Annotated in this window: 13 protein-coding genes and 1 pseudogene; 5 read left to right on the forward strand and 9 right to left on the reverse strand. The window is 68.7% G+C overall.

Annotated elements, in window-relative coordinates; genetic code table 11:
• Positions 1-25: 25 nt before the first annotated feature.
• Positions 26-364: a hypothetical protein gene (locus tag NR810_RS00395; protein ID WP_257446077.1), complete on the reverse strand. Its 339-nt coding sequence runs from the start codon at positions 362-364 to the stop codon at positions 26-28.
• A gap of 37 nt (positions 365-401) precedes the next feature.
• Entirely contained in the window at positions 402-857 is a 456-nt protein-coding gene (locus NR810_RS00400) for a general stress protein (RefSeq protein WP_257446080.1), read from the reverse strand.
• A 332-nt stretch (positions 858-1,189) separates the two neighbouring features.
• On the opposite strand from NR810_RS00400, the gene NR810_RS00405 reads away from it, so the two are divergent.
• On the forward strand, positions 1,190-1,957 hold the full coding sequence (locus NR810_RS00405) for a TVP38/TMEM64 family protein (protein ID WP_257446083.1): 768 nt from the start codon (positions 1,190-1,192) through the stop codon (positions 1,955-1,957).
• Between the two features lie 16 nt (positions 1,958-1,973).
• Here the strand turns inward: NR810_RS00405 and glnD are convergent, their stop codons facing one another.
• Positions 1,974-4,670: a [protein-PII] uridylyltransferase gene (gene glnD / locus NR810_RS00410; RefSeq protein ID WP_257446085.1), complete on the reverse strand. Its 2,697-nt coding sequence runs from the start codon at positions 4,668-4,670 to the stop codon at positions 1,974-1,976.
• A 100-nt stretch (positions 4,671-4,770) separates the two neighbouring features.
• On the opposite strand from glnD, the gene NR810_RS00415 reads away from it, so the two are divergent.
• Positions 4,771-5,853, forward strand: coding sequence for a GNAT family N-acetyltransferase (locus NR810_RS00415; RefSeq protein WP_257446088.1), 1,083 nt, complete (start codon positions 4,771-4,773; stop codon positions 5,851-5,853).
• A gap of 11 nt (positions 5,854-5,864) precedes the next feature.
• Here the strand turns inward: NR810_RS00415 and NR810_RS00420 are convergent, their stop codons facing one another.
• Positions 5,865-6,887, reverse strand: coding sequence for an aromatic ring-hydroxylating oxygenase subunit alpha (locus NR810_RS00420; RefSeq protein ID WP_257446091.1), 1,023 nt, complete (start codon positions 6,885-6,887; stop codon positions 5,865-5,867).
• A gap of 47 nt (positions 6,888-6,934) precedes the next feature.
• On the opposite strand from NR810_RS00420, the gene NR810_RS00425 reads away from it, so the two are divergent.
• Positions 6,935-7,672, forward strand: a complete 738-nt coding sequence (locus NR810_RS00425) for a class I SAM-dependent methyltransferase (RefSeq protein WP_257446093.1) — start codon at positions 6,935-6,937, stop codon at positions 7,670-7,672.
• Between the two features lie 101 nt (positions 7,673-7,773).
• Here NR810_RS00425 and NR810_RS00430 read toward each other — a convergent pair whose 3' ends face one another.
• The 4 genes and pseudogenes from NR810_RS00430 to NR810_RS00450 all read right to left on the reverse strand — a co-directional run bounded on the left by NR810_RS00430 (position 7,774) and on the right by NR810_RS00450 (position 11,897).
• Positions 7,774-8,103, reverse strand: coding sequence for a DUF7668 domain-containing protein (locus tag NR810_RS00430; protein WP_257446096.1), 330 nt, complete (start codon positions 8,101-8,103; stop codon positions 7,774-7,776).
• A gap of 380 nt (positions 8,104-8,483) precedes the next feature.
• A pseudogene (locus NR810_RS53000) lies at positions 8,484-9,208 on the reverse strand (AHH domain-containing protein); the annotation flags it as partial.
• Between the two features lie 102 nt (positions 9,209-9,310).
• Positions 9,311-10,183, reverse strand: coding sequence for a DUF2381 family protein (locus tag NR810_RS00445; protein WP_257447735.1), 873 nt, complete (start codon positions 10,181-10,183; stop codon positions 9,311-9,313).
• Between the two features lie 46 nt (positions 10,184-10,229).
• A complete protein-coding gene (locus NR810_RS00450; protein WP_257446104.1) occupies positions 10,230-11,897 on the reverse strand; it encodes a serine/threonine protein kinase in 1,668 nt (555 codons plus the stop codon).
• Between the two features lie 269 nt (positions 11,898-12,166).
• Between NR810_RS00450 and NR810_RS00455 the strand changes: the two genes are divergently transcribed.
• Positions 12,167-12,325: a hypothetical protein gene (locus NR810_RS00455; protein ID WP_257446108.1), complete on the forward strand. Its 159-nt coding sequence runs from the start codon at positions 12,167-12,169 to the stop codon at positions 12,323-12,325.
• A 174-nt stretch (positions 12,326-12,499) separates the two neighbouring features.
• On the opposite strand, the gene NR810_RS00460 is transcribed toward NR810_RS00455, so the two are convergent.
• Positions 12,500-13,072: a hypothetical protein gene (locus NR810_RS00460; protein WP_257446110.1), complete on the reverse strand. Its 573-nt coding sequence runs from the start codon at positions 13,070-13,072 to the stop codon at positions 12,500-12,502.
• Between the two features lie 797 nt (positions 13,073-13,869).
• Between NR810_RS00460 and NR810_RS00465 the strand changes: the two genes are divergently transcribed.
• On the forward strand, positions 13,870-18,210 hold the full coding sequence (locus NR810_RS00465; protein WP_257446113.1) for an AAA domain-containing protein: 4,341 nt from the start codon (positions 13,870-13,872) through the stop codon (positions 18,208-18,210).
• The last annotated feature ends 2 nt before the right edge of the window (positions 18,211-18,212 follow it).

Here is an 18,212-nt window from a genome sequence, read left to right on the forward strand (position 1 = left end):
TGCTTACACCGCTCCGCGAGCGCCGTCACTCCCGGCGATGCATGGGGGCGCCGATCACCGGCAGGGCCACCAACCGGCCCATCGGAGGGTCGTCCGCATCCATCTCCAGTTGGACGCGCTGGACGAGCCGCTCCACCTCCTCGGCGGGGAGGGTAGGCATCAGGCTCACCAGGATGAGCCGGTCCTCATCCGCCCCGAGCGCGAGACCGCGCAGGCCGGCGAAGATGGGCACCTCGGCCGACAGGGTGGCCATGGCGCTGCGAGCCCGTAAGACCAGCGGCTCCGGGATACCGAACTCCCGAAGCCGCCGGATGGCCCGTTCTGGTTGGTCCGCGTGGTCGAGGAACGCGAGGAAGAGGTACACGACCCGTGTCTATCCGGTCCGCGGCCCTTTCGTCACGTTACTCGCTACGGCCTGGGCTCGACGACTCATCTGGAGGCGCCGCCGAAGATGACGCCGGCTCCTCCTGCTGCGCGCCCGCGCCTTCCTGCTGCTTCTCCATGGCCGCGCGAGCCGCCCGCTTGCCCTCCTCGATGAGCTTCTTGACCTTCTGACCGCCCTTGCGGCCGATCTCCTCGTAGAAGTTCGGACCCCGGGTGGCCTTCACCCGGTCTCCCCCCTTCTTGCCGATCTCCTCGTAGAACTTCGCGCCGCGCTCGGCCTTCACGGTCTCGCCGCCCTTGCGGCCGATCTCCTCGTAGAAGGAGCGGCCCCGTTCGGCTTTCACCGTCGCACCACCCTTGCGGCCGATCGTCTCGTAGAACTCCCGGCCGCGCTCGTTGCGCACGGTCTCTCCGCCTTTTCGGCCCGCCTCGGCCACCGTCATGCTGCCCTTGTTGTCCTTGTCCTGCTGCATGTCTTGCCTCCTCCTACTGACTCCCCCTTCCCCGCGAGGGTGCCCCTTGCCTGAAAACTTGGGACGGAAGCGCCCCGATGCAAGCAAGCTCCGTACACCGCCAGCCGTTCACGCCGGACAGAGCACATCCAAAACCCCAATGGTTTCAGGGGGTTGGGGGTACACGCTGTCCCGGCGGGCGTGACTACGGCCTGCCCGCCCGGACGCTTCAGTGTCAAGAACACACCAGTTCGCATTGCCGATTCCCGTTAGCTGTCCCACCTTTCCCGCCGATCCAGCCAGGGAGGCATGGCGTGACGGGTGGTGGTAGCGGTCTGAAAATGTGGCTCCGGATGCTGGCACCCGTGCTGGCCTCGATCGCGGGGCTCACGATGCTGCGGCTGCTGGGCCCGGACTTCATCAACCAGAAGGATTTGCACGCCTTCCTCGCGCCGATGGGGAAATGGGCGCCGGTGGCGTTCATCCTCTTCCTGGCCGTGAGGCCGGTGACACTGCTGCCCGGGCAGGTGTTCACCGCCGTGGGTGGGATGATTTTCGGCACCCGGGCGGCCACGCTCTATTCACTTGCGGGCAGTTTCCTCGCCACGTTGCTGATCTTCGCGTTGTCTCGCTGGTTGGGAACGCGGTTGATGAAGCGCATGGCGGGCAGCCGTTATCCGGTCATCACCCGGGTGGCGAAGCGGCACGGCTTCAAGTTCGCGCTGCTCTCGTGCATCAACCCGCTGCTGCCCACGGACGTGATGATCGCGGCGGCGGCATCGGCCAGGGCGCGCTTCTGGCCGCTGACGCTGGGTGTGCTGCTGGGAACCGTCCCCGGCACCCTCCTCACCGCGCAGTTCGGCAGCGGCCTGGCGCAGGGCCATACGCTGGCGACGGTGGTATCCGGCGTGGGGATGGTGGTGTCGCTGGTGCTGGGCGCGTTGCTCGGCCGCCGCATCTTCCGCGAGCTCAACGAGGAGGCGCCACCGGAGGGCCAGGACGAGAAGTCCCGGCCCCAGGCGCCCCAGGAGCCTCAGCACCACCCGCCGCTCGCGGTGAAGGGGCGGATCGGCCGGCCGGCGTTATCGACCTTCCAGGAGCTCCCGCCCGCCGGTCCGTGACGGCCCCGGGGGCGTCTCACGCCCGGGTCTCCGCGCCCTCGCGCTCCAGGGACTCCAGGGCCTCGGTGATCGCCGCCACCAGCGCGGCCTCGCCCGGAGCGCCCTCGACCTTGGCGCCCTGGCGGGTGACGTAGAACGAGTCCATCGCGCGATGGGCCTCGGTGGCCACCTTGGCGACGGCGATCTGCGCGCCCGTGCGGGTGAGGGCCGAGGAGATGGCGTGCAGCAGGCCCACCCGGTCCTGCGTCACCACGTCCACCACGGTGAAGTCCCGGGAGGCGCGGTTGTCCACCGTCACCTTGGGAGCCACGGGTGGCAGGGGCCGCTGCAGGAGCGAGCCCGAGCGGCGCCGCCGCAGCACGTCCTCGATGGAGGCCTGGCCCGTGAGGACACGGAGGAGGTCCGTCCGGGCCATGCGCCAGCGCGAGCGCTCGAGCAGGAGCCCATGGGGAGGCCGCACGTCGAAGACGTCCAGCGCGAGCCCGTCGGAGGTGGAGACGATGCGCGCGGAGAGGATGTCGATGCGGTGGGCGGACAGCACACCCGCGAGCAACGAGAGCAGACCGGGCCTGTCGCGGGCCGCGAGGGACAGCTCGCTGTAGCCGGCCTCGGGGTGGTGGCGCAGGGCGGCGGCCAGGGGACGCCTCCGGGCACACGCGAGCAGCCGCTCGTGGAGCGTGGCGCGCGCTGGATCCGTCCCGAGGAAGTACCGCTCGGGGAGCACCTGCCCGAGCTCGCGCGCCCGCGGCTCGCCGGACACGCGGGCCCAGCGCGCATGGAAGTGCTCGCGGACACGCTCGGAGGGAGACGAGCCCGAGAGCGCCGCCGTACCGACGAGGTGGGCCCGGGCCTTGTCGTACAGCTCGCGCAGGAGCTGGGCCTTCCAGCCCGTCCACATGCGAGGCCCCACCGAGCTGATGTCCGCCCAGGTGAGGAGGTAGAGACAGGTGAGCTTCTCCACGTCGCCCACCTGGCGCGCGAAGTCGGCGATGAGGGCCGGGTCGCTCAAGTCCCGGCGCTGGGCGGTGTGGCTCATCGCGAGATGGTCCTTCACGAGGAACTCGGCCACCTCGCGCTGGCGGGGCGAGAGGCCCAGGCGCTCGCCGAGGGCCACCATCAACAGCCGGCCCTTCTCCGAGTGGTTGCCACCCATCCCCTTCCCCGCGTCGTGCAGGAGCATGCCGAGGTAGAGCGGGAGTGGATCCTTCAGGTCGCGCATCTCGCGGGACAGCTCGGGCTCCTGCTCCACCAGGTCTCCGGCGCGCAGGGCGTAGAGGCGGCGCACGGCGAAGAGCGTGTGAACGTCGACGGTGTACACGTGGTACAGGTCGTGCTGGTGGTGGGCGGTGACGCGGCCGAACTCGGGCACCACGGCGCCGAGCACCCCCGCGTCATGCAGCTCGAAGAGGAGCTCGCCGCGGGTACCTGGCCGCGAGAAGAGGGCCTTGAAGGCGGCGGACACGGCGGGCGTGGCGCGAGCGGCCTCCAGCGCCGGGAGGGCCTGCGCCACCTGCGCGCGGGCCCACGAGTAGAGCGGCAGTCCGTGCTCCTCGGCGGTGCGGAAGAAGTCGAGGATGGAGGCGGGCTCGCGGGTGAAGAGGCTCGGGTCCGAGAGGGTGAGCTTGCCGCGGAACACCTTGAAGGCGCCGATCCGGCGCTCGGACGGGAGGGAGAGCTTCCGGCCGGTGCTGAGCTCCTCGCAGCGGGAGATGAGCGCATCGGCTGTCTGCCGGATGGCGTTGGCGGCCAGGTAGTAGTCGCGCATGAAGGCCTCGACGGGCAGCACGGGGCCCTGCTGGTAGCCGAGGAAGCGCGCCACCTCCTCCTGGAGGTCGAAGGTGAGCCGGTCCTCCTTGCGTGCGCGGAGGAAGTGGAGGTGGTGACGGATGCGCAGGAGGAAGTCGCGGGCGGCCTTGAGGCGCGTCACCTGCGAGCCGGGGAGGATGGATTGCTGCAGGAGCCCGGTGAGGCCCCGGGTGCGGAAGCGCACGCGGGCGATCCACAGGGCCGTCTCGAGATCGCGCAGGCCGCCGTCGCCCTGCTTGAGGTTGGGCTCGAGGAGGAAGACGGAGTCGCCATAGCGCTCGCGGCGGGAGCGCAGCTCCTGGACCTTGTCCTGGATGTAGGCGTCGGCGTGGAGGGTGAGTATTTCGGGGAGGACGTCCTCGGAGAAGAGCGAGAAGACGGTGGCGTCGCCGGTGAGGAAGCGCGAGTCGAGCAGCGCGGTGCGGACGGTGTGGTCGGCCTCGGCGGCGCGGAGACACTCCTCGGGGGCGCGGGCGCTCCAGCCGACGGCGCGCTTGAGATCCCACAAGAGCGTGGGGAACGCACGGGCCAGCGGAGCCACGGCCTCCTCGGAGACGCCGGGCCCGCGCAGGAGGAGCAGGTCCAGATCCGAGTGGGGAGACAGCTCGCGGCGCCCGTAGGAGCCGAGCGCGACGAGGGCGAGATCGGGAGGCGCGTGGAGCTCGGCGGCGATCTCGGTGAAGAGGCCGTGGATGAGCCGGTCGGTGGCGGCGGAGAGGAGCCGGCAGGTGGACAGGCCGGCGGCGCCGTCGCGGTGGAAGGCCTCGACGCGGACGAGGGCGTCGCGGAAGTAGTCGCGGGCACGAGCCAGACGGTCCTCGGGACCGCCGTGGGGGAGCTCGGGGAGCGAGCCGAGGGCCTCGCGATGGTTCTGCGGCGGCGGCGACGGGATGGACGGGACGCTCATGACGGAAGTTCTAGCGCAGTGGCGGCGGAGGGGCCGTCACGAGTTGTCCCCGGGTGTGAGCTTGACCGCATCGGGACCGCCACATAAGGAGGCCACCGCCGTGACGTCTCCCCTCCGCATCCAGCTCACCGATTCCGCGGATGAACACTGGGCCCAGGTGCGCCGGCTGCAGGCGGAGACCGCCATGGGTGGCCCGCTGCCGCTCGTCATCCAGCGTGGCGAACGACGCGCCAGCGCCTGGCTCTCACTGGGCGGGAGCGGCTTCGACGTGCTCGCCTGGCGGGGAGAGCGGCTGGTGGGCTTCGCACACGCGCGCATCGAGCGGCGCATGGTGGAGGACGGAGGACGGCTGCGGCCCGCCGAGCTGTTCCATGGCGGAGACCTGCGCGTGGCCACCGAGGCGAGGGGAACCGGCGTGGTGCGGGCCCTGTTCGACGCCGTACGCGAGCACTGTGCCTCACGCGGCGTGCACCAGGGGTGGGGCCTCATCAACCAGGGCAACGACAAGTCACTGTCCGTCATGATGGCGGGCCAGCACGGGCAGCGCGCCGCCGTGCAGCGCACCTTCGTCACCGCGAGCCGGCTGCTCCTGGCACGCCCCTCGGCCCCCAGGGTGCCCGTGCTCGAGGCCTGGGAGCCCACGGACGCGGAGCTGGAGACGCTGCCCGGGGAGTGGAGCCACCGCTTCCTCGCGCCCGTGCCTCCACCGGGTGCCGTGGCCGCCGCGCGCGCCATGTTCCCCGAGCTGCGCTTCTTCCGCCGCCGCGCCGACGGCCGCTTCGTCGCCGCCCTGTGGAACCCCTCCCGAGCCCGCCAGTTGCGGTTGGGCGGAACGACTCCCGCCCTGCGAGCCCTGGCCGCCGCCTGGACGCTGCTGCGGCCCCTCACCCGGGCCAACCCCTTCCCCTACCCGGGCCAGCCCATCGAGACGGTGGAGCTGGCCTTCGCCGTCCGCGAGCGGCTCGACGCCCCCGCCCTCCAGCAGCTGCTCCACGAGGCGCACCGGCTGGGAGGGCACATCGTCAACGTCATCGAGGACGGGCTGGAGAACCAGGGCTCACCGCGCGTGCGAGGCCCGGCGAACCGGATGCGCACGCACGTCCTGACCTTCGCCATCGGCGGCGCCCCGGTGCCCACCTGTCCGCCCGAGGTACCGGTGTACGTCGACCTCGCCTTCCTCTGAGGGCTCCGGGACTACAGCCGGTAGGCGACGCGGCGCCGACGCTCCACCTGCTGGGACGAGCGCTCGCCGGTGAGCTGCCGGTGGACCTCGTGCACCCAGAGACAGGGGAGATCCGCGGGAGTGGAGGCCAGCGGGCGATCCGGGTAGCGCTCCAACTGGCGCGCCTGGTCCTCGAGGATGAGCACGTCCTGGGCCAGAATGCGCGCGGTGAGGGGCCGCAGGGCCGCCAGCACCACGCGGTTGAGGAGACCGAAGCGCACACCCAGCCGTGTGTAGATGCGGGTCCTCCGCTCGTCGAGCGGCGTGCACACCGAGGTGGTGACGAAGTGCTGCTCGCCCCACCAGTAGTTCACCTCCACGGTGTGCGGAGCCCGGTAGGTGTCCGTGTGGCGGATGGCCCCGGAGCCCCGGGAGAGCAGCCAGGCGCCCAGTGAACCGGGGTTCGTCTCTCCGAGGTTCTCCACGTGGACACCGTCCGGCCGGCGCTCGACGAGGGCCTCGATGTCGCGCGAGGGCTCACCCCGGAAGAGACCGCGATGGAGGATGCCCGTGTGCGCGCAGTCGACGAAGTTCTGGACGACCCATGGCAGCGGACACTCCACGTCCGTCACCAGCGCATCGAAGGAGTACCCCCGCTCGCCCCAGAGAGGCCAGCGCGGAGGAGCGGCCTCGCCCTCCTGGGCCAGCCGGACCCAGACCACGCCGTCCTGCTCCACCGTGGCGAAGGATGGGACACGGCACCGGGCGGGAGGCGTGGAGGCGGTGGCACTGGGGACATGGACACAGGCGCCATCGGAGGCGAAGCGCCAGCCGTGGTAGGCGCACGCCAGCGTGCCGTCGCGAACCGTTCCCAGGGACAACGACACACCCCGGTGGGGACAGAAATCCTCCAACGCCGCCGCCCTGCCCTGCCGATCCCTGAAGAGGACGAGCCGCCTGCCGAGAAGGCTCACTCCCATCGGGCTCCGGCCCAGCTCGCCACTCCACGCGAGCGGAAACCAGTGCGCCTCCAGTCCCGTCGAAACCAACTTCACGTACCTCCATGCTCCGAGCCAGCGGAAGGGCACGGACGGCGCGGAGTGTGGACTACAGTGTCCGCATCGTCCATCGCCGCTTCTGGGCCGACTCCATGCACGCTCCTGACAGCTATCACGCGCGCACGGCCTTCTGGGCCGCGCAATCCTGGCACTCGGGTTACCTGCGACGCTGCTACCGCTGGGCCCTGGCCCGGGTGCTCGCCGATCCGAAGGCCCCCCTGCATGCCCCGGGTGCGAGGGTGCTCCTGTGCGGCACCGGCTCGGCGAGGACGACGCGCACCTTCCTGGACACACTGGCGGAGCATGGCCTGCGACCCGAGGTGTACGTGGTGGACATCGCCGAGGAGGCGCTGGCGCGCTCACGCGAGGTGGTCCGGGAAGACGAGCGCGTGCGCTTCCTCCAGGCGGACGCGCGCCAGTTGCCCCTGCCCGACGCCTCCTTCGCGCTGGTGGAGACGGACTTCTTGCTGCAACTCATTCCGCCTCGTGACCGGGCCGCGGTGGTGGGAGGCTGGGCGCGAGTGCTCACTCCCGGCGGCGCCGTGACGACGCGGGACTGGGTCCACGAGGACATGAGCCCCACCGCGCTGGAGCGTGGCATGGACACGCTGCGGCTGGCGCTGCTGCGGCGCTCACTCGGAGTGCCCGTCCACGCACTGGCGCGCACGGAGGTGGAGACGCTCTTCTCGGAGGCGGGGCTGCGGATGGAGCTGCACCCGCTGCGGCTGCCCGGCACTCCGGTGCATCTGCCGCTACTCAACGCCATCCTCGGCTGGCGATGAGGTCCTGGGGGAACACCAGCCCGCTCTCGTGCTTTGCCCACGTCTGGCTCTGACTCCCCTGGTGCATGTCTCGAGCCAGTCGTCACGAATACGGTGGGCTACTAAAGAACGTGCAGATCATCCACTTCGACTGTGTAGGTTTCGCCCTGCTTGATCGCCGTCAACGAAAGAGTCAGATCACTGCGGCCTTCCTCCTGGGTCCACAGAGGTACATCGAGGGTGACCGCATCTGGGTGAGACGGTTGCTCATAGACATCTACAATCATGTCGACGTCATCTGGCAAGGGAACAAGAGTCCGCCCATACTCCTCGACAGCAGCTCTCAACTCTGCTTCGCTCAAGCGTCCTGCGCGACCATCTGCTGCGATCTCCGCATACCGTCCCGCCGCCAGATCCTTTATCAGGCGCCGAACTTGAGCCATCAGTTTCATGTCCACAGTGCGGCCTCCTATCGATTGCCGGGGATTCTGGTCGGTGTCGATGGCGTGACGCCGATCGATTTGAAGTAGTCATCCGCGCGGCCAATCAGCGATTGCGTCTCTTCATGAGACAGCCCTGCGCGTCGCAAGGCCTCATAGGCGATCCTGCGCTCGTCAGCATAGGTCCCCCCTCCGGCCTGACGCTGAACCTGAGTCGCCTCATAGTGTGCAGTGCCAACGCGTGTCGCTGGGCCCTTCAGTTCAACAGCAGGGGCTGCACGACTATCATATCCAGGCAGATCTCGAACGGCGGCATCTTGAATCACATGGTGAGCGTCCTTGATGCCAGCATTCTTGAGTTCACCGTAAGTCCCGGCTCTGAATCTTTCTATGGCGCCGCTGCTTGAGCTGTCGCGAGCCGCCATGGCCACGGCGTTGGGAGCCAGCACGAAGGTGACGCCCTCGGCGCCAAGAGCAACCGACTCCACCTGAGCCAGTGCAGGGGCTGTCAAGCGAATGTTCAATTGCGCCTCTGCCACCACCGCCGCCTGTCCAGCTCCAGGCAACTTCGGCAGCGTCGCTACCATGCCCGTCGCCGTGTTCCCCATGGCCACCGTGGCCAGCATCACGAACGCTCGAGCAGCCTTCTCCCCCATGGTGCCTCCGAACTTCTCTCCAGACACGTGGAGTTCGTCGAAGGTCGTGGCTCGATCCACTTCCTTCATCAGCACCAGCCAGCCATCAATCGCTCGCACCACAGCAGGTAGCAGCGCTTCAGTTCCTCGTCCTCGGGCAACAGGCGCAGGTCCTGGGCGTTCCCCGGCTCCGAGGGAATGAGTCGCCGGCTCCTCCCTTCGTACCGCAACCAGCCGCTGCGCTCGGGCACTCCAAACAGCTGCCGGGCGTACACCAGGGGACGCTCCACAACTGGCACGAAGGGGGCGTGCTCCGCCACAGCCTCCTTGAACCCCTCTTGGCTCAGTTCCATCGGCTTCACGTCTCGGCGAGGGATGTAGACGCCAGGCTCGCCTGATCCTGTGTCCAGGCGGACGACCTTCGTTGGCGTACTGCACCCCACGAAGAAGGAGAACAGCAGGAGAACCGCCCAGCGTGCCATGGAGAGCCTCTTGGCCATGCTTCCCGTTCTCAGGAGCACCCCAAGATTAACAGGTAATATCCTGAGATGAGGTCGCTGAAAAGCACGGCGTGCTGACCCTCCCTATGGGAACATCATGCGTGGAAAGGTAACGACGCGCAGGCCCTCATCCCAGAGCTTCAGCTTCAAATAGCCTCGCGCCTGGGTCCTCTTGGCATTGGCTTCCACGATGACCACGCTGGCCCGGTCGGACACAATCGCCTCCTCCTGACGAATCTTCAAACCCGTCAGTTCCTCTCCATCGGAGTCAATCAGGGTTCCCCCCACCGTCGTCCAAGGCTCCGAGCCGGAATTTCTCAGCCAGATCTCCGCGGCGATCGTCGACTCGCCGCGATAGCTGAGGCCCCTGTCGAAGTAAAGAATCCCCCCCAACTCCGAGAACGCTTTCGGGTCGAGTTCCTTGGCTTGGATTCCATGGATCCCCACCGCCTCGTTGGCAACGAGGCTCCCGAGCTCCCTTATCCGCTCGAACCGAGCCCGCAGCCGCCGGTTATCCTCGCGGAGTTGCCGATTCTTCGCACGCTCCTGCTCCACCTCTTGCTGAAAGGATTCCCGGGTGCGCTTGTCCCGAAAGACCTCCACCTGATGGGTGGCCCTCCCTGAGTGAGCCACCAATGTGAAAGCGATGGACCCCTGGGCCACTCCGCCCCCGAAATGAACGACGAACCGCAGCCGCTCCCCAGACACCATATCTTGGGGTGGTAACAGCGTGAGAAGCTGGCGTCCACGCACCACCTCCTCGAAACGGACTTCGTCCTGCAGTTCCACGACGACAGGAGCATCGAAGAGGAATCCCGTCATGAGCCCTGGGCTGATGCATACCTCGCGTGTCGCCTCGGACGAAAGTGATAGCTCGATACGCTGCACCTCCGCACATGAGCCAACAGTGGATGGCTCCACGACGGGCGAGCCCCGAAGAAGCACCAGAGCCAGCATGGCAGTAAAGGATGTAGGGAGCACGGCTGCGGTCTCCGGTGCGTGGCTACTCGAAGCGCCTCACCGACATGACATGGAGGTTGTTGATGACGCGGACCTTCCTACCCATGCGCTCGGGCTGCATCGCGATACCCGTTCCGCTGGACGAGGTCACCTCCAAGCAGACCGGAGCAACCTCCCCACCCGGCAGGCGAATCCGCGTAAAGCGGCCATAGACACGACCGTTCCCGAAAAGCACCTTGCCATACATGGGGGTCCCCTCCGGGAGTCCCTTCCAGCCCCTGTCGACAATGGCGGTGACGTCGCCCTCCGCCAGATACAAATCAACAGGAGGACGGAAGAACTCGATGAACACGGGACCATAATCCCCCTCTTCGATACCGAATGGCTCGAGGGTATCCGCGGAGCCAGCCGGGCACGCCTCGGGCGGAGGGGGCGGACGCTGCTGCGGGCTGCTCACGCAGGCGGAGGTGGAGACGCAGAAGGAAACAGCCAGGGAACGGACCGTCTTGGACTTGAGCACCGGGTCTTCCTCGCTTGACGTCGCACTGGCGACGGGCGCGGGGGTGAATGACTTCGGAAGTTCCGCGCCGTGCTCAACCTCTCCCGTCATGCCGGTGGGCGCCAATTCCTGGCAGGAGTTGGCCTCTGACGTCGGCTGAGAGGGGGTCGACTCCTCGCGTGGGGTAGGCTCGGGGGAGTCGTGCCACGGGACGAGCGCGGAGAGAGCGAGACCGACAGCCCAGGGCCATCTCATCGAACGAGAACGAGCCGCCGTTGACGGACGAGGAACGAGGCGCTTCTCTCGTTTGCCTCCAGGGAAGAGCGGCGCGTGCCATGCACCATCCGCGCGGGCCAGTACCTCCTCCAGCGCCTGCCCGAGCGCTGTGGCGTCCGCATACCGGGACTCGGGCTGTTTCTCCAGCATCCGCAGGCACAGCTCGCCCAGCGCCGGGGGAACGCGCGGGTTGAGCACATGAGGCGCCACCGGATTCTCATGGAGGATGGCGTGCATCATCCGCGCGTCGTTCCGATCACCGAAGGGCAGCTCGCGCGTGAGGAGGAAGTAGAGCGTAACGCCCAGCGCCCACAGGTCGTCCCGTGGCCCGGACGGGTACCACTCGCCCTCCCACTCCCGGGCGAAGCGCCATGCCTCGGGGCTGCGGTACTCCCGGGTACCTGGCGGCAGCCGCATCGTCAGGCGTTGCGCGCCCTCGTATGCGGCAGCGCCGAAGTCCACCAGCACCGGCTGCCCGTCCGACTCGCGCATGACGATGTTGGCTTCCTTCACATCCCGGTGCACCACGCCCTCGGCATGCACCGCCGCGAGAGTGCGCGCGAGCGGCAACAACACCTGACGCACCAGCTCGAGCGCGGAGGGGTTCTCGTTCCTGGCCCACACGTCCAGCGGGTCACCCTTGACCAGCTCCAGCACCAGCACGAGGAAGTGCGGCTCGTCTTCCGGCCAGAGGCAGTACCCGCGGAAGCCGACGACATTGGGGAGCCGCGCGCGGCGCAACGCATCCACCTCGCGGTCCCCCCGTTCCCCCATGGGCACCAGCTTGAGGGCGAAGGGCTTCCCGTCCCGGGTGGCCTCGTAGACGATGCCGAAGCTACCGCTGGCGATCTTCCCCTCGATGGTAAAGCCCGCCACGCGCTCGCCAGGGGCGAATTCCAGCCAGGGCCCCTCGCCCGCGCCAATCGAATCCTTCATCCAGCCCACCTCCATCCGAAATCCGTGGAGGAGACCGCTCCGGTGAGGCGCCCGTCCAGAACCTGTGGGAGAGGGCCAGGGCACACGCCCTACCCTACATCCTGTCCGCCTGGTGCTCATGTCCGCCTGGCGTCAAACCCACGACGCGGGAGCCTGATGGAGACGGGGGCGCCCCCTCGCATTCGTGGTAGGAGGAGCGAGTCCCCCTGGAGGTGCACTCTGTCGGAGCCCCGCAACCGCTCTCCCGCCCTGCGAGCCCTGGCCGCCGCTTGGACGCTGAGGACGGGCTGGAGAACCAGGGCTCACCGCGCGTGCGAGGCCCGGCGAACCGGATGTGCACGCACGTGCTGGCCTTCGCCATCGGCGGCGCCCCGGTGCCCACCTGCCCGCCCGAGGTACCGGTGTACGTCGACCTCGCCTTCCTCTGAGGGCCCCGCGACTACAACCGGTAGGCGACGCGGCGCCGCCGCTCCACCTGCTGGGGAGAGCGCTCTCCGGTGAGCCGCCGATGGGAACTGCACTCGCTGCGGCTGCCTGGCACTGAGGTGCGCCTGTCGCTGCTCAACGCCATCCTCGGCTGGCGATGAAATCCGCCCGTGAAATCAAGGCAAGGATGCAGGCTCGCTCGTGAAAAATGCATGGAACAAAGTGGTATTGGGCGGCTCGATCGGCTCGACATAGAGCGGGATGGGGGTATCGGCGATCTCACGAGGAAGCGCACTCACCCCGAAAGTTGCTTCGATTTTCCTGGAAACAACATCCGCGGGGTGGCGCATTTCGGCTGGGAGAGGCTCGAAAAATGCTCTGGGATTGTGTCGCTTCTTTTCAATCCGTGAGTACTCCACCCCGTAAACAGTGTAAACGGGCGCGAGAATGCTGACACAGCCAACGACAGCGAAGCGGCGCGTGTTGGACAGGTCGCCCACGGGCGAGTATGCGGCGCAACGAAAGCAGGCATCGGGAGTCGCGGTCGCATCGCCAATCGTGAACCCGGGAAGCTCCTTCTTGAGCTCATCCAGGAACGCCCACCACCGCTCAATCTTCTTCAGCTCTTCTTCCCAGAGGCCGCAGAGCCGCTCATGCTCTGGGCTGCTGTCGGATCTGAAATGATAAATCTTGTCAGCGCGCCAGTAGTTCCGTGCAATAGCCAGCAGCTGCTCTGATGTGAAGGACATGGAGATTAGCGGCCGGTCCTCGCGGATTCAGCCTTGGGATGGCATGCCGTCTTCACGCGCGATCCAGCGATTGCGGCATTTAGCATCAAATGGAATGAGTTCTTGAAGCTTTCGCACGCGACACCAAGAGGCGTCTCAAGGGTTGTGGCCGTCAAGGCATGTTGCGCTGCACTGTTTGCGCAGTTCGCGGCGATGCGCTGGGCCAGTGAGAGGGAAATGAACCCATCCTCCTCGGTCTTTATCGGCATATCGACCCCCATCCGGCAGATGATTGCGTCCCCCGTATCGCTCTGGATTGGCAAGTGGAGACAGGCGGCACGCCACCCACCCGGGTCATTGCCGCGCTGCTCAACGATCGTGACAAACCGAAAGTGCCTCGGCTCGAGTTGCCCCTCGACCAGGGTAACGGACCTCGGTGCCGCACACCCCGACAGAAGCAAGAGCAACAAGGGGAGATTGCAAATAGACATTGGCACGCCTCACCATGCGAGCAGCCCGAGCCTGAAACCCCTCCCGTCGATTACAAAAACTGCTTACAACCATGTCAAGCCGTCGAGCCCAGCAAGGTGCTGGAAACGAATGGAAAGGTTGGGTTCCCTTTCAAGGCCGATTGCAAGGCGGGCGCTATCGTTCATGATCCGACGAAACTCCCGCTCCCAGTACGTCGGGCACGGGGGTTCAACACGAGGCTCGGGAGCCTGACGAAGGCGAGGGCGCTCCCTCTCATTCGTGATAGGAGGAGCGAGTCCCCCTGGAGGTGCGCCCTGTCGGAGTCCCACAACCGCTTCCTCGAGAAGATGCTCGATCGGCTGTACGCCTCGCTCGCCTCGGGCCCGAGCATCAACTGCCGTCCCCACAACAGCCGCCAGCGCGTGGACCTCACGCTGCTGAGCCGCCTGGATGGAACCTCGCCCCAGGCCGTGCTGGCCGGACTCCTCGGAGAAAAGGGCGCGGCGAAGCTCTCCGTGCGCGCCACGCCTCCCGCGAAGGATGCCGCGGACGCTCCCTCCAAGCGTGAGGACGACGAGCGGCAGGCACTGCTGCGCAAGCTGTCCACCATCGCCGAGGATGCCCGCACCTTCGAGCAGGACACCGGCGCCCAGGTGCTGCACGTGGGCTATCCCCTGCTCCACCTGCCTCCCGACGCCAAGGACAAGCGGGGCTTCGCCAACACCCGGCGCATCCTCGCCCCCATCGCCTTCATCCCCGTGCGTCTCACCCTCAAGAAGGGCCGCACGCCGGGCGTGGAGCTGGAGGCCGCCGCCGACGGCGTGGAGCGCGTCATGCCCAACACCGCCCTCATCGCCTGGGTGGAACGGCAGACGGGCAAATCCCTCGGGGCGCTCTTCGCCGATGAGCAGGGCGTCGAGCCCTGGCGCGAGATCAACGAACTGGCCGCCGCCGTGGCCAGGGCCCTGGAGCTGCCCGCTCCCGCTCCCTTCACACCGGAGACGCCCCTCTCCCCCACCCCGCGCTCCGAGGACGAGTCCACCACTGGAGCCTCCATCCTCCCGTGCGCCGTGCTCGGCCTCTACCCGCTGTCCAACCAGAGCCTCGTGGACGACATGCGGGCCCTCGTGGACGGCGAGCCCGTCCAGGGTCCCATCGAGAGCTTCCTGCGCGTGGGCGTCTCCCTCGGGGGCACGGGCACTCCCAGGCCGGAAGCGGCGTCCCAGGGCACCTGGCGCGCGGGGGAGGACCGGCTCGTCTCCCATGCGGATCCCTGCCAGGCGCGAGCGGTGCGGCTCGCGCGCAGCACCCGGGGCCTCGTGGTCCACGGGCCTCCGGGCACGGGCAAGTCCCAGACGATCGCCAATGCCATCGGAGACCACCTGGCGCGCGGCGAGCGCGTCCTGCTCGTCTGTGACAAGCGCACCGCGCTGGACGTGGTGAAGCACCGGCTGGAGCACCTCGGCCTGGGCTCCCTCTGCGCGGTGGTGCACGACGCGCAGCGCGACCAGCGCGAGCTCTACCTCGGCATCCGCGAGCAACTCGACAACCTGCCCGAGACCCGGGGCAACCCCGCCGCCCAGGCCGAGCTCTCGCGCGTGGACACCGAGCTGCAGACGCTCCACGACGAGCTGTCCTCGGCCGAGCGCGCCCTCTCCGAGCGTCCCGCCGGAGGCACCGAGCCCTCCTTCCACGAGCTGGTGGGCCAGTGGCTCGGCCAGGAGGCGCCCGAGTCCCTGGCGCGTGCGACGGAGAGCCTCGGCACCTTCCGCCTCGCCGATGCGCGCCCGCACGAGCGCGAGGTGCGCGAGGTGCTGGATCGCGCCGTGAAGGAGGGCTACCCGGACAACCCCTGGCGCACCGCGCTGGGCGCCGAGCTGAAGGACTACCTCTCCACGCCGCTCGCCACGTACCGCGAGCGGATGGCGTCCACCGTGGAGGCCGCGCGCGAGGCGGATGCGCGGTCCTCACCGGACGTACCGGCCTTCTCTCCCTCGGGAGACGTGGTGGCCGAGGGCCGGGCCCGCGCCGCGCTCGCCGACAAGCTGGAGCCGGTGCTGAAGGACGCGGCCCCCGAGACGCTGGCGCGGTGGATCTCCGCCACGCCCGAGGCCGTGCAGGCGGCGAAGACCCAGCTGGAGGGACTGGCGCCGCAGGTGCGGGTGTTGAGCGAGGGGCCGCTGGACGCGGAGCTGGCGCTCGTGCACCGCTCGGAGCCGCAGGGCCTGGGTGTGCTGGGACAGTGGATGGCGTTCCTCGCGGCCTGGATGGAGGTAGCGCGCAAGTGGTACCGCTTCCTCTTCTTCTTCACCCGGAGATCGAAGGCCGTTGAGGTGCTGCGGCGCTTCGGGCTCACCCTGGGGATCGAGGCCGTCGAGCGCGTCTCCCGCTTCCTCAACGGCGTGCGCGCGCGAGCCCTGCTCACCGACTATCACCAATCGGTCCTCTCTCCGGGCGCCACCGGGACGCTCGCGGACGACGCGCTGGCCCGTGGCCTGCGGACCCATGCCGCGCTGTTCGAGGTGTTGCTGACATTGGAGAGCGAGCCGACGCTCGCCTCCTGCCGGCAGATGGTGCGCGAGTCCCTGCGCGGCGATGAAGCGGCACGGGCACGCCTGCTCGCGGGCCTGCGCCAGTCGGCCGCGCGCGCCGAGGACGTGGCCGGGCTGGAGACGCGGCTGGCCGAGGTGGGCCTCTTCTCGTCCGCCTGGTGCGTGGCACAGGGCCGGGCGTTGCGAGCGGGCGCGCAGGCGCAGCCGCTGCTCTCGTCGCTCGCGGCGCGGCTGTCCAGCGTGGAGGGACTGCTGAGGATCCAGTCGGTGGTGGCCGGCCTGCCCGCGTCGCTCGGCGCGGCGGCCGAGAAGCTGGCCCTGGCTGGCGCGGACCCCGAGGACGGCTGGCGCGCGGTGCGCAAGACGGTGCTGGCCTCGGAGATCTCCGCGCGGGTGCGGGAGAATCCAGTGCTGCAGCACATCGACGCGGATCGCCACCACGCGAGCCAGACGCGCCACCGCGCCCTGGAGGCGAGGAAGCGCGAGCTGGTGCGCGACGTCATCCTGCACCGCTGGACGGAGCGCCAGCGCGAGCGCCTGCTGGCCTCCACGGGCGGGCGGCTCAACGGGCTCGGGGCGGAGCTGCGCCGCCGCCTGCTGCTGCGGGGCGAGCGCGCGTTGCGGGTGCGTCAGGTCATCGCCGCGGGCGCGGGAGCCGAGGGAGGCGATCCGCTCTTCGACATGCGGCCGGTGTGGATGGCGAGCCCGCAGACGGTGGCGCAGATCTTCTCCCGCCGCGAGCTCTTCGACGTGGTCATCTTCGACGAGTCCTCGCAGTGCCGTCTGGAGGAGGCGCTGCCGGTGCTGACGCGGGCGAAGCGGGTGGTGATCGCTGGAGACCCCAAGCAGCTGCCGCCCACGCGCTTCTTCGAGTCCGCCGTGGTCCAGAGCCAGGAGGAGCTGGACGCCGAGGACGAGCAGGGCCTCTTCGAGGATCAGCAGTCCGAGGTGGAGGATCTGCTCGGCGCGGCGCTGAACCTGGAGATCGACCAGTGCTACCTGGACGTGCACTACCGCTCGCGCAACGCGGATCTCATCGGGTTCAGCAACGAGCACTTCTATGACTCGCGGCTGCAGGCGATTCCGGGGCACCCGTCCAACCGGGTGGAGCACGCGCCGCTGCGGCTCGTCCATGCGGGAGGCCTGTACGAGAAGCGGGTGAACGTCGTGGAGGCGCGCGCCGTGGGAGCGCTGGTGAAGGAGCTGCTCTCGCGGCCGGAGCCGCCGTCCATCGGCGTGGCGTGCTTCAACCTGTCGCAGCGCGACGCCATCACCGAGGTGCTGGAGGAGCTGGCGGCGGCGGACGCGGACTTCGCGGCGAAGCTGGCGGCGGCGCGGACGCGGCGTGGCGAGGGCTCGTTCGAGGGCCTCTTCGTGAAGAACCTGGAGAACGTCCAGGGAGACGAGAGGGATCACATCATCATCAGCACCACGTATGGCCCGGACGCGAAGGGGCGCTTCTACCGGCGCTTCGGTCCGTTGGGGAGCGCGGGCGGAGGGCGGAGGCTCAACGTGCTGGTGACGCGGGCGCGGCAGATGGTGCACCTGGTCACGTCGATTCCTCGCGAGGTGTACACGGCGCTGCCTCCCGTGGAGAGCGGCCGGAAGCCGAACGGAGGCTGGCTGCTCTTCGCCTACCTCCAGTACGCCGAGCGGCTCGCGGAGGAGTACGCGCGCGAGTCCGGACAACCCGAGGAGGCCACCCAGGAGCGGCCGGAGCCGGTGGTGCGCGAGCGGGAGACGGAGGCGGGCTCGGTGTTCGCGCGGGCGCTGGCGGAGGGCCTGGCGCGCACGCACGGCGTGTCCTCGGACGTGCACTGGGGCAACGACGGCTTCTGCGTGGACGTGGCGCTGCACCACCCCCGCCGGGCCGGGGACGTGACGGTGGGCGTGCTGTGCGACGGCGCGCGCTACCCGAAGGCGGCGGATCCGGTGGAGTGGGATCTGTTCCGCACGGCCATGCTGGAGGGCCAGGGCTGGAAGCTGGTGCGGCTGTGGTCGCCGCACTTCTTCCGCGATCCCGAGGGCGCGACGGCCAGGGTGCTCCAGGCGGCCAGCGAGCAGATCGCCCGCCAGCCTCCGGTGACGGCGTCCGCCGCGAGCCAGGGAGAGCCGGCCCGCCGCGTCATCAACTGAGG

Source organism: Archangium lipolyticum, assembly GCF_024623785.1.
GTDB lineage: Bacteria > Myxococcota > Myxococcia > Myxococcales > Myxococcaceae > Archangium > Archangium lipolyticum.

Bases quoted from the DNA above. Each gene is read 5' to 3' on its own strand.
- NR810_RS00400 (WP_257446080.1), bottom strand. From the start codon at position 857: ATGCAGCAGGACAAGGACAACAAGGGCAGCATGACGGTGGCCGAGGCG.
- NR810_RS00405 (WP_257446083.1), top strand. From the start codon at position 1,190: ATGCTGGCACCCGTGCTGGCCTCGATCGCGGGGCTCACGATGCTGCGG.
- glnD (WP_257446085.1), bottom strand. From the start codon at position 4,670: ATGAGCGTCCCGTCCATCCCGTCGCCGCCGCCGCAGAACCATCGCGAG.
- NR810_RS00430 (WP_257446096.1), bottom strand. From the start codon at position 8,103: ATGAAACTGATGGCTCAAGTTCGGCGCCTGATAAAGGATCTGGCGGCG.
- NR810_RS00445 (WP_257447735.1), bottom strand. From the start codon at position 10,183: ATGCTGGCTCTGGTGCTTCTTCGGGGCTCGCCCGTCGTGGAGCCATCC.
- NR810_RS00450 (WP_257446104.1), bottom strand. From the start codon at position 11,897: ATGAAGGATTCGATTGGCGCGGGCGAGGGGCCCTGGCTGGAATTCGCC.
- NR810_RS00460 (WP_257446110.1), bottom strand. From the start codon at position 13,072: ATGTCCTTCACATCAGAGCAGCTGCTGGCTATTGCACGGAACTACTGG.
- NR810_RS00465 (WP_257446113.1), top strand. From the start codon at position 13,870: ATGCTCGATCGGCTGTACGCCTCGCTCGCCTCGGGCCCGAGCATCAAC.